Origin of the sequence: Streptomyces sp. NRRL B-24572, assembly GCF_002156145.1 — a bacterium.
Classification (GTDB): domain Bacteria; phylum Actinomycetota; class Actinomycetes; order Streptomycetales; family Streptomycetaceae; genus Streptomyces; species Streptomyces vietnamensis.
In genome coordinates this window covers 1-10,826 of the sequence record NZ_MWIG01000320.1, presented here as the reverse complement: position 1 = coordinate 10,826, position 10,826 = coordinate 1, and the positions used below count along the sequence as shown (strand labels likewise).

The window sequence follows — 10,826 nt, the reverse complement described above, 5'->3', positions numbered from 1 at the left end:
GTACCGGGAGGAGGGTGAGGCGTCGGGAGGGCGAGACCGTAGGAGGGCTTGTAAAGAAATCCTTGTAAAGGAGTCTTTCTAAAGATAGCTTTACATCATGACGGAGAACAGCGAGCCGCAACCCGGGGGCGAGCAGCCCCGCAGCATCCGGCTCACCGACCCGCGTGCCCTGCGGGCCTACGCCCATCCGCTGCGGATGTCGCTGGTGGGGCTGCTGCGCAGCAGCGGGCCCTTCACCGCCACCCGGGCCGCCGAGCTGACCGGCGAATCCGTGGCCAGCTGCTCCTACCACCTGCGGATACTCGCCAAGTACGGGCTGGTGGAGGAGGCGCCCGGCGGGCGTGGGCGGGAGAAGCCCTGGCGGGCCACGGCCCGGTACACGGAATGGCCGGAGTACAGCGAGGACGCGACGGTCGCCGAGGCGGCCGACGCGCTGAGCACCGCCGTCGCCGAGCGCTACTTCGAGCGGGTCACCCGGGCCCTGGAGAACCGGCACCGGCTGCCGAAGGAGTGGCGGGAGGCCGAGCAGTTCGGCGACTCCCTGCTCCACCTCACCCCCGAGGAGCTGGCCGGCATCGGAGAGCGGATCGACGAGCTGCTCCGGCCCTACGAGGCACGCGCGTCCGACCCGTCCCTCAGGCCGGAGGGCGCACGGCCCGTCAGCATCCTGCGGATCGCCTACCTGGACCAGGACATCCCCGACGGCGAAGAGGGGTGATCGAGATGGCCCTCGTGGAACGCGTACCGGCGCTGCTGCGCGAGCGGACCTTCCGTCGCTACTGGACCGGGCAGACCGTCTCCCTCGCCGGGGACCAGATCTCGCTCATCGCGATCCCGCTCGCGGCCGTCCTGGTCCTCGGCGCCGACGCCACGGCGATGGGCCTGCTCAAGACCGCCGAACTGCTGCCCGCCCTCCTGCTCAACCTGCCGCTCGGCGCCTGGGCCGACCGCCAGGCCAGCCGCAGACGCGCCATGATCGCGGCCGACCTCGGACGGGCGGCGCTGGTCCTGACCCTCCCCGTCGCCTACGCCCTGGATGCGCTGACGCTCGGCCAGCTGTACGCGGTGGCCTTCGGGATCGGCGCGCTCACCGTGCTCTTCGAGGTCTGCAACGCCACGGTGCTCGTCGCACTCGTCCCCACCGAGCACTACGTCCAGGCGAACTCGCTGGTCAACGGCAGCCGGTCGATGGCCTGGCTCGCGGGCCCCGGCATCGGGGGCCTGCTCGTGCAGTTCCTCACTGCACCTTTCGCCCTGGTCGCGGACGCCGTCACGTATGTGGTGTCGGCCGGGTACCTGGCCCGGATCAAGCCGGTCGAACCCGCGCCGGCGCCCGTGGCCAAGGGGCACTTCACCGAAGGGCTGCGCTGGGTGGTCCGGGAGCGTTCGATGTGCGCGCTCTTCGCCGCCTCCGCCACGGTCCAGTTCTTCAACTTCATGTTCTCCACCCTCTTCGTGCTCTACGCGACCACCGAACTCGGCATCGGCGCGGGCCTGCTCGGCCTCGTGCTCGCGGCCGGAGCCGTGGGCGGTCTCCTCGGGGCGGTGTGGAGCGGGGCGGTCGTCCGGCGGATCGGCATCGGCGGCTCGCTCGTCGCCGGCTTCCTGGGATTCACCCTGCCGCTGCTCCTGGTGCCCCTGGCCGGCGGACCGCTTCCGCTGGTGATCGGCATGCTCTTCCTCGCGGAGTTCCTCTCCTGCGTCGGGGTGATGTTCGCCGACATCGCCGGAGGGTCCCTTCAGATGGCGCTGATACCCGACGCCGTACGGGCCAGGGTCATGGGCGCGTACCGGACGCTCAACCACGGCTTCCGCCCGCTCGGTGCGCTCGCCGGCGGTCTGCTCGGCACCGCGGTCGGACTGCGCCCCACGCTCTGGATCGCCACCGCCGGAGCCGTGCTCGCCGTGCTCTGGCTGCTGCCCTCGCCGGTGCCGAAGCTGCGGGAACTGCCCACGCGGGAAGGGGAGTCGGTGGTAACCGCGTAGAGCGGTGGATCACCGAGAAGGCAGACTGCCGGCATGACCACACACGAACCTGCCGCCATCGACGCCTACCTGCGCCGCATCGGCGCGGAGCGGCCGGGGCGCGCCGACGCCGCCGCGCTGCGCGAGCTGCACCTGCTCCACCTGCGGACCGTGCCCTTCGAGAACCTCTCCCTCCATCTCGACGAGCCCGTCGTCCTGGAGGAGAAGGCGCTCCTCGACAAGGTGGTCACCGCCCGCAGGGGTGGGTTCTGCTACGAGGTCAACACGGCGTTCGCCGTCCTGCTGCGGGGGCTCGGGTACGAGGTCGCGCTGCTCCAGGCGCGGGTGATCGGACCGGACGGGAAGCCGGGCATCCCGTACGACCACATGGCACTGCTCGTGGAGACGGCCGAGGGGGAGCGGTGGCTGGCCGACGTCGGGTTCGGCGACCACAGCCACCACCCGCTGGCCTTCGACGCCCGCGAAGACCAGCAGGACCCGGGCGGGGTCTTCCGGATCGTCGAGACCGAGGAAGGCGACCTGGACGTGCTGCGGGACGGGAAGCCGAAGTACCGGCTGGAGGCGCGGCCGCGGGAGCTCGCCGACTTCGAGGTGGGCGCCTGGTACCACCAGACCTCGTCCGACTCGCACTTCCCGCGGTCCCTCATCTGCTCCCGGCTGACCGAGGAGGGGCGGATCACGCTCAGTGCCCCGAAGCTGATCGTTCGTACGGGTGGCGAGCGCGAGGAGCGGGTTCTAGAAGGGGAGGAGGCGGTGAGGGACGCGTACCGGGAGCTGTTCGGCATCGAGTTCGACGTGCTGCCGGCCGTAAGAAGCGGAATCTTTAATTCGGACCCTCGGTAACACTTGCCGTCACTCGCCCCGTTTGCCTCGAACGCCCCAACGGTGATCGAATGCGACTTCGTTGCATGGTGAACGAGTCGCACGGGGGTGCGTGAAGAATGTTCGATCGTCTTTTCGGGAAGCGCGTGGTGGGAGCCTCGCGCGGCGGTCCGCTCGCCGGCCTCGCCGTCCCCTCCTCGGCGGGCGTGCTCAGCTGCCGGGTGCTCGACCCCGTGCACGAACCCGTCCGGCAGGCCGAGTTCGTCGTCAGCGACGCGGCGGGCCGCAAGGTCCTGGGCGGCGAGACCGACCCGTACGGCACGGTCCTCGCGACCGTGCCGGCAGGGGAGTACCGGGTCGCCGTCACCTCCGAGGGCTACACGCCGTACCACGGCAGCGCCGTCGTCACCGAGGGCGAGCACCAGGGCCTCGGCGACGTCCTGCTCCAGGTCGCGCCCCAGCCCCAGCTCCCCGAGCCGGGCGACTGGGAGATCGACCCCCTGCACTCGCAGATCGGCTTCACGGCGCGCCACATCGGCCTCGCCCGGATCCACGGCCGGTTCAACAGCTTCGCGGGAGCCGTGCGGATCGCCGAGCGCATGGAGCAGTCCGCGATGCACGTCGTCATCGACGCGGCCTCCATCGACACCGGGGTGCAGATGCGCGACGACCACCTGCGCTCCGGCGACTTCCTCGACGTCGGCGCCTACCCGACGCTGGAGTTCTTCAGCGAGCGCTTCGTCCACCGGGGCGGCACCCGCTGGGCCGTCACCGGAGCCCTCACCCTCCACGGCGTGAGCCGCACGGTGACCCTGGACACCCAGTACCTGGGCCTCGGGAACGGCCTGGAGGGCGAGACCCGGGGCGCCTGCCGGGCCACCACCGAGCTGCACCGCGAGGACTTCACCCTCACCTGGCAGACGCTGCTCGCGCGGGGGATCGCGGCCGTCGGGTCGAGCATCAGCATCGACCTCGACGTCCAGATCGTTCCGAAGACGGGCTGACGGGCTGACGGGCTGACGGGCTGACGGGCTGACGGGCCGGCGGGCCGGCGGGCGCGCCCGGGGCCCTACGGGGCCTCCAGCCAGCCCTCGTACTCGGCGGCCAGCGCGTCGAGCGCCGCCGGGTCGAGGCGGGCGTCCGGGTCCTCGACGACCACCAGCCACTGCGCGTCCTCGGCGTCGTCCTCGCCGGCCAGGGCGTCGCGGACGAGCTGCGGTTCCTCGGCCAGGCCGAAACGGTCGGGGAGCTCCCCGGCGACCTCCTCGGCGGCGTCGCGGTCGGGGAGTACCAGTACGTGTCGTTCACTCACCCCGCCATTCTCGTCCCCGTCCCGGGCGGCGGTGTCAGTGGCCCGTGGGATGCTGGACCGCGATGGCCACCAGAAAGACTTCCCCCGACGACCTCCTCGGCCCCGTGACGCTCGCCGTGGGGCAGGAGGACCTGCTCCTCGACCGCGCCGTCCAGGAGGTGGTGGCGGCCGCGCGGGCCGCCGACGCCGACACGGACGTCCGCGACCTCACCCCCGACCAGCTCCAGCCCGGGGCGCTCGCGGAGCTCACCAGCCCCTCGCTCTTCGCCGAGCGCAAGGTGCTGGTCGTGCGGAACGCGCAGGACCTCTCCGCCGACACGATCAAGGACGTCAAGGCGTATCTGGACGACCCGATCGAGGACATCTCGCTCGTCCTCCTCCACGCCGGCGGCGCCAAGGGCAAGGGGCTGCTCGACGCGGCGCGCAAGGCCGGGGCCCGGGAGGTCGCCTGCCCGAAGACGACGAAGCCGGCGGAACGGCTGACGTTCGTACGGCAGGAGTTCCGGGCGCTCGGTCGGTCGGCCACGCCCGAGGCCTGCCAGGCGCTCGTCGACTCGATCGGCAGCGATCTGCGGGAGCTCGCGTCCGCGGTCTCGCAGCTCACGTCCGACGTCGACGGGACGATCGACGAGGCCGTCGTCGGGCGGTACTACACGGGCCGTGCCGAGGCCTCCTCCTTCAACGTCGCGGACCGCGCCGTCGAGGGGCGGGCGGCCGAGGCCCTGGAGGCCCTGCGCTGGTCGCTCTCGACCGGGGTCGCGCCCGTGCTCATCACCAGCGCGTTGGCCCAGGGCGTACGGGCGATCGGAAAGCTCTCCTCGGCGCGGGGCGGGCGGCCCGCCGACCTGGCGCGGGAGCTGGGCATGCCGCCCTGGAAGATCGACCGCGTGCGGCAGCAGATGCGCGGTTGGACCCCGGACGGGGTGTCGCTGGCCCTGCGGGCGATCGCGGAGGCGGACGCGGGGGTGAAGGGCGGGGGCGACGACCCGGAGTACGCCCTGGAGAAGGCGGTGGTCGCGGTGGCGCGGGCGGCGCGGATGCGGCGGGCCTAGCTGGCCGGCGGGCCCGGCCGGTCGGCGGGCCTAGCTGGCCGGCGGGCCCGGCCGGTCGGCGGGCCGTGCGGACCGGCGTGACCGGGCGGCGCGAAGCTGCCGCCCGGCCCGGGGCCGACGGCCCAGCGGCTGGTTCGCCCCGCCCTCCCCGTTCGGCCCCGGGCGCGGCGAAGGCCCCGTGACCTCCTGGGGAAGGAGGAGACGGGGCCTTCGGCGTTACAGCTGGTGGGCTCGCGCCCGCGTGGCGAACGCGTCCGCGCGCGAGTCCGGGTGGCCGGGCGGGAGCGGGGTAGAGGGCCCGCTGGGTCCCGTACGGCCGATCACATCAGAGCTCAGCCCTGGAGGGAGGCAACCTTGACGGCCAGCGCCGACTTCTTGTTGGCGGCGGCGTTCTTGTGGATGACACCCTTCGAGACAGCCTTGTCGAGCTGACGCGAGGCGGCACGAGCGGCGACGGTGGCCTTCTCGAGGTCGCCGGCGGCGACAGCCTCACGGGCCTTGCGGATCGCGGTCTTGAGCGAGGACTTGACGGCCTTGTTGCGCAGGCGCGCCTTCTCGTTCGTCTTGTTCCGCTTGATCTGGGACTTGATGTTCGCCACGAAAAGAGCCTTTACAGGTTCGATGTTCCTTCTGGATGCGCCCCGCAGCTGAGAGGGCATGCGAGACACAGCTGTCCACACTATCAGCCACCCTCAGGGCCGCCCAAACCGGGCGCCGGGCGGCGGGCATGGGACCATGGTGTCTACGTATCCGTTCTGAACATCGCCCGAGACGAGATCCCTGCGTGCCCGCGACTCCTACCAACGTGCCCGAGCCGAGCCGTACCGACCCGGCTCTGATCCGCAACTTCTGCATCATCGCGCACATCGACCACGGCAAGTCCACGCTTGCCGACCGGATGCTCCAGCTGACCGGTGTGGTCGACCAGCGGCAGATGCGTGCCCAGTACCTCGACCGGATGGACATCGAGCGGGAGCGCGGCATCACGATCAAGTCCCAGGCGGTCCGGCTGCCGTGGGCGCCGACCGAGGGGCCGGCTCAGGGCAATACGCACATCCTGAACATGATCGACACTCCCGGGCACGTCGACTTCACCTACGAGGTGTCCCGGTCGCTCGCCGCCTGTGAGGGCACGATCCTGCTCGTCGACGCCGCGCAGGGCATCGAGGCGCAGACTCTCGCGAACCTGTACCTCGCGATGGAGAACGACCTCACGATCGTTCCGGTCCTCAACAAGATCGACCTGCCGGCCGCCCAGCCGGAGAAGTTCTCCGAGGAGCTGGCGAACCTCATCGGCTGCCAGCCGGAGGACGTCCTCAAGGTCTCCGCGAAGACCGGCATGGGCGTCGAGGCGCTGCTCGACCGCGTCGTCCAGGACGTTCCGGCGCCCGTCGGTGTCGCCGACGCCCCCGCCCGCGCGATGATCTTCGACTCCGTGTACGACTCGTACCGCGGTGTCGTGACGTACGTCCGTGTCGTCGACGGGCAGCTCAACAAGCGCGAGCGCATCCGGATGATGTCGACCGGAGCCACTCACGAGCTCCTGGAGATCGGCGTCTCCTCGCCCGAGATGACGTCCTCCGACGGTCTCGGCGTCGGCGAGGTCGGCTACATCATCACCGGTGTGAAGGACGTCCGGCAGTCCAAGGTCGGTGACACGATCACCTCCCAGAACCAGGGCGCCACCGAGCCGCTCGGCGGCTACAAGGACCCGAAGCCGATGGTCTTCTCGGGCCTCTACCCGCTGGACGGCTCGGAGTACCCGGACCTCCGCGAGGCCCTCGACAAGCTGCAGCTCAACGACGCCGCGCTGGTCTACGAGCCGGAGACCTCCGCCGCGCTCGGCTTCGGCTTCCGCGTCGGCTTCCTCGGTCTCCTCCACCTCGACGTGATCCGTGAGCGTCTGGAGCGCGAGTTCGGGCTCGACCTGATCGCCACCGCGCCGAACGTGGTCTACCGCGTCGTGATGGAGGACGGCAGCGAGCACACCGTCACCAACCCGAGCGAGTTCCCCGAGGGCAAGATCAGCGACGTGTTCGAGCCCGTCGTGCGCGCCACGATCCTCGCCCCGAGCGAGTTCATCGGCGCGATCATGGAGCTCTGCCAGACCCGCCGCGGCACCCTGATCGGCATGGACTACCTCTCCGAGGACCGGGTCGAGATCCGCTACACCCTGCCCCTCGCCGAGATCGTCTTCGACTTCTTCGACCAGCTGAAGTCCAAGACCCGCGGTTACGCCTCCCTCGACTACGAGCCCACCGGCGAGCAGGCCTCCAGCCTGGTCAAGGTCGACATCCTGCTGCACGGCGACAAGGTCGACGCCTTCTCGGCCGTCACCCACAAGGACGCCGCGTACGCCTACGGTGTCCGGCTGGTCGCCAAGCTGCGCGAGCTCATCCCGCGGCAGGCCTTCGAGGTGCCGATCCAGGCCGCCATCGGCTCCCGGGTCATCGCCCGCGAGACCATCCGCGCCATCCGGAAGGACGTCCTCGCCAAGTGCTACGGCGGTGACATCTCCCGTAAGCGGAAGCTGCTGGAGAAGCAGAAGGAAGGCAAGAAGCGCATGAAGATGGTCGGCTCGGTGGAGGTGCCCCAGGAGGCCTTCATCGCCGTCCTCTCCAGCGACGAGTCCTCCGGCAAGAAGAAGTAGCCAGGAAGCCGGACAATAGTTGTCCTATGCAGCCAACGGGTCCACGCGCCGTGTGCGCGTGGGCCCGTTCGTCGTGCGCACGCGGGCCCGTTCGTTATTGAAGCGACGTGAAGCGACGCCCTGCAGGGCCTTACGCGCCGCTCCTCGGCCCTTTACTCTGATCCCGGCTCGAAGGTTACTCGCCAGTTAGTTACGAACCACCAGCAGGCACCGCCGCCGCCCGGAGGACGTCGTGAGCGACACACAGACCCAGATCGAGAACCGGCCGCCCTCCGTGGCGACCCTCTTCCTTGAGCGCGTCGAGCGGACCCCGGACGCGGAGGCCTACCGCTACCCGGTGCCCGCCGCCTCCGGCCCGGACGACTGGAAGTCGCTCAGCTGGGGACAGGCCGCCGAGCGGGTCTACGCGATCGCCGCCGGCCTCGTCGACCTCGGCGTCCAGGCCGAGGAGCGCGTCGCCCTCGCCTCCTCCACCCGGGTCGAGTGGATCCTCGCCGACCTCGGCGTGATGTGCGCGGGCGCCGCGACCACCACGGTCTACCCGCAGACCAACGCCGAGGAGTCGGCCTTCATCCTCTCCGACTCCGAGTCCAAGGTCCTCATCGCCGAGGACGCGGCCCAGCTGGCCAAGGCCGTCGAGCGCCGCGCCGATCTGCCGAACCTCCACCACGTCGTCGTCGTCGACGCCGAGGGAGTCGAGAGCGACGGCGAGTTCGTCCTCTCCCTCGCCGATCTGGAGGCGCGCGGCAAGGCGTACCTGGAGAAGCACCCCGAGGCGGTCAAGGAGCGGGTCGGCGCGATCACCTCCACGCAGCTCGCCACCCTCATCTACACCTCCGGCACCACCGGCCGCCCCAAGGGCGTCCGCCTCCCGCACGACAACTGGTCGTACATGGCCAAGGCCATCGCCGCCACCGGTCTCGTCACCCAGGACGACGTCCAGTACCTGTGGCTGCCGCTCGCCCACGTCTTCGGCAAGGTCCTCACCTCCGGCCAGATCGAGGTCGGGCACGTCACCGCCGTCGACGGCCGCGTCGACAAGATCATCGAGAACCTTCCGGTGGTCCAGCCCACCTACATGGCGGCCGTCCCCCGCATCTTCGAGAAGGTCTACAACGGGGTCGCCGCCAAGGCCCGCGCCGGCGGCGGCGCCAAGTACAAGATCTTCCAGTGGGCGGCCGAGGTCGCCCGCGAGTACGCCAAGGCCACCCAGGACAACTTCCGCCGCACCGGCACCGCCTCCGCGCCCTTCGGCCTCTCCGCGAAGCACAAGGTCGCCGACGCCCTCGTCTACGGCAAGATCCGCGAGGCCTTCGGCGGCAACCTGCGCGCCTGCATCTCCGGCTCCGCCGCCCTCGCCCCCGAGATCGGCTACTTCTTCGCCGGCGCAGGCATCCACATCCTGGAGGGGTACGGCCTCACCGAGTCCTCCGCCGCCTCCTTCGTCAACCCCGGCGAGGCCTACCGCACCGGCACCGTCGGCAAGCCGCTCCCCGGCACCGAGGTCCGGATCGCCGACGACGGCGAGATCCTGCTGCGCGGCCCCGGCATCATGGAGGGCTACCACGGCCTGCCGGAGAAGACCGCCGAGGTCCTGGAGTCCGACGGCTGGTTCCACACCGGCGACATCGGCGAGCTGTCCGCCGACGGCTACCTGCGGATCACCGACCGGAAGAAGGACCTGATCAAGACGTCCGGCGGCAAGTACATCGCGCCGGCCGAGGTCGAGGGCCAGTTCAAGGCCGTCTGCCCGTTCGTCTCGAACATCCTCGTCCACGGCGCCGACCGGAACTTCTGCACCGCCCTCATCGCCCTCGACGAGCCCGCGCTCCTCGGCTGGGCCGCCGAGCACGGCCTCGGCGGCAAGTCGTACGCCGAGGTCGTCGCCGCCCCGGAGACCGTCAAGCTGATCCAGGGCTACGTCGACCGCCTCAACGAGGGCCTCCAGCGCTGGCAGACGATCAAGAAGTTCCGCCTGCTGCCGCGCGACCTCGACATCGAGCACGGCGAGCTCACCCCGTCCCTGAAGCTGAAGCGCCCGGTCGTCGAGCGCGAGTACAAGGACCTCATCGAGGAGATGTACGCGGGCTCGCGGGAGGCCTGACCCGCGGGGCCGGGCCGTTACCTCGGGCAGTGCGGGACAATGGGGCCCATGCCTTCCGTACTGCCCGATGGTGAGCCCGTGCCCGACGACGGGGCGCTGCCCCCGAGCGCCCTCGAAGGGGCCGGGGAGCGGCCGCTCGGGTTCTACCTGCACGTGCCGTACTGCGCGACGCGCTGCGGCTACTGCGACTTCAACACGTACACCGCGAGCGAGCTGCGCGGTACGGGCGGTGTGCTCGCCTCCCGCGACAACTACGCCGAGCAGGTCGTCGAGGAGATCCGGCTCGCCCGGAAGGTCCTCGGGGACGACCCGCGGCCCGTGCGGACCGTCTTCGTCGGCGGCGGCACGCCGACGCTGCTCGCCGCCGGGGACCTCGTGCGGATGCTGGGGGCGGTCCGGGACGAGTTCGGGCTCGCGGACGACGCCGAGGTGACGACGGAGGCCAATCCGGAGTCCGTGAACCCGGCGTATCTGAGTGAGCTGCGGGAAGGCGGGTTCAACCGGATCTCCTTCGGGATGCAGAGCGCCCGGCAGCACGTGCTGAAGATCCTCGACCGCACGCACACGCCGGGGCGGCCCGAGGCGTGCGTCGGTGAGGCGCGGGCCGCCGGGTTCGAGCACGTCAACCTCGACCTGATCTACGGCACCCCCGGCGAGACCGACGACGACTGGCGGGCCTCGCTGGACGCGGCGATCGGGGCCGGGCCGGACCACGTCAGCGCCTACGCCCTGATCGTCGAGGAGGGCACGCAGCTCGCCCGGCGCATCCGGCGCGGTGAGGTGCCCATGACCGACGACGACGTGCACGCCGACCGGTACCTGATCGCCGACGCGGCCTTCGAGGAGGCGGGCTTCTCCTGGTACGAGGTGTCCAACTGGGCCACCTCCGAGGCCGGGCGC

The 10,826-nt window shown here is 70.9% G+C and carries 10 protein-coding genes; 8 read left to right on the top strand and 2 right to left on the bottom strand.

Translation table 11 applies throughout. The features are described from left to right. Window positions 1-97: 97 nt before the first annotated feature. The 4 genes from CCN56_RS20110 to CCN56_RS20095 all read left to right on the top strand — a co-directional run bounded on the left by CCN56_RS20110 (window position 98) and on the right by CCN56_RS20095 (window position 3,812). The gene (locus CCN56_RS20110; RefSeq protein ID WP_086828713.1) at window positions 98-718 is read left to right on the top strand and encodes a helix-turn-helix domain-containing protein; all 621 of its coding nucleotides are present in this window, start codon (window positions 98-100) and stop codon (window positions 716-718) included. A gap of 5 nt (window positions 719-723) precedes the next feature. Next, window positions 724-1,986: an MFS transporter gene (locus CCN56_RS20105; protein WP_086828718.1), complete on the top strand. Its 1,263-nt coding sequence runs from the start codon at window positions 724-726 to the stop codon at window positions 1,984-1,986. Between the two features lie 33 nt (window positions 1,987-2,019). After that, complete coding sequence (locus CCN56_RS20100) at window positions 2,020-2,829, top strand: arylamine N-acetyltransferase (RefSeq protein ID WP_086828711.1); 810 nt, start codon at window positions 2,020-2,022, stop codon at window positions 2,827-2,829. Window positions 2,830-2,927: 98 nt separating this feature from the next. Continuing rightward, window positions 2,928-3,812, top strand: a complete 885-nt coding sequence (locus CCN56_RS20095) for a YceI family protein (RefSeq protein WP_086828709.1) — start codon at window positions 2,928-2,930, stop codon at window positions 3,810-3,812. Window positions 3,813-3,877: 65 nt separating this feature from the next. On the opposite strand, the gene CCN56_RS20090 is transcribed toward CCN56_RS20095, so the two are convergent. Then, entirely contained in the window at window positions 3,878-4,120 is a 243-nt protein-coding gene (locus CCN56_RS20090) for a hypothetical protein (RefSeq protein WP_086828707.1), read from the bottom strand. 62 nt (window positions 4,121-4,182) lie between these two features. Between CCN56_RS20090 and holA the strand changes: the two genes are divergently transcribed. Beyond that, on the top strand, window positions 4,183-5,172 hold the full coding sequence (gene holA / locus CCN56_RS20085; protein WP_086828705.1) for a DNA polymerase III subunit delta: 990 nt from the start codon (window positions 4,183-4,185) through the stop codon (window positions 5,170-5,172). A gap of 332 nt (window positions 5,173-5,504) precedes the next feature. On the opposite strand, the gene rpsT is transcribed toward holA, so the two are convergent. Further along, window positions 5,505-5,771, bottom strand: coding sequence for a 30S ribosomal protein S20 (gene rpsT / locus CCN56_RS20080; protein WP_043221497.1), 267 nt, complete (start codon window positions 5,769-5,771; stop codon window positions 5,505-5,507). Window positions 5,772-5,956: 185 nt separating this feature from the next. On the opposite strand from rpsT, the gene lepA reads away from it, so the two are divergent. The 3 genes from lepA to CCN56_RS20065 form a co-directional block, all read left to right on the top strand. Beyond that, the gene (gene lepA / locus CCN56_RS20075; RefSeq protein ID WP_041129189.1) at window positions 5,957-7,822 is read left to right on the top strand and encodes a translation elongation factor 4; all 1,866 of its coding nucleotides are present in this window, start codon (window positions 5,957-5,959) and stop codon (window positions 7,820-7,822) included. Between the two features lie 232 nt (window positions 7,823-8,054). Then, window positions 8,055-9,926, top strand: coding sequence for a long-chain fatty acid--CoA ligase (locus CCN56_RS20070; RefSeq protein WP_086828703.1), 1,872 nt, complete (start codon window positions 8,055-8,057; stop codon window positions 9,924-9,926). Window positions 9,927-9,965: 39 nt separating this feature from the next. Beyond that, window positions 9,966-10,826, top strand: an 861-nt coding sequence (locus CCN56_RS20065; protein ID WP_086828716.1) for a coproporphyrinogen-III oxidase family protein, incomplete at its 3' end; no start/stop codon positions are given.

Bases quoted from the DNA above. Each gene is read 5' to 3' on its own strand.
- CCN56_RS20110 (WP_086828713.1), top strand. From the start codon at position 98: ATGACGGAGAACAGCGAGCCGCAACCCGGGGGCGAGCAGCCCCGCAGC.
- CCN56_RS20100 (WP_086828711.1), top strand. From the start codon at position 2,020: ATGACCACACACGAACCTGCCGCCATCGACGCCTACCTGCGCCGCATC.
- holA (WP_086828705.1), top strand. From the start codon at position 4,183: ATGGCCACCAGAAAGACTTCCCCCGACGACCTCCTCGGCCCCGTGACG.
- CCN56_RS20095 (WP_086828709.1), top strand. From the start codon at position 2,928: ATGTTCGATCGTCTTTTCGGGAAGCGCGTGGTGGGAGCCTCGCGCGGC.
- CCN56_RS20105 (WP_086828718.1), top strand. From the start codon at position 724: ATGGCCCTCGTGGAACGCGTACCGGCGCTGCTGCGCGAGCGGACCTTC.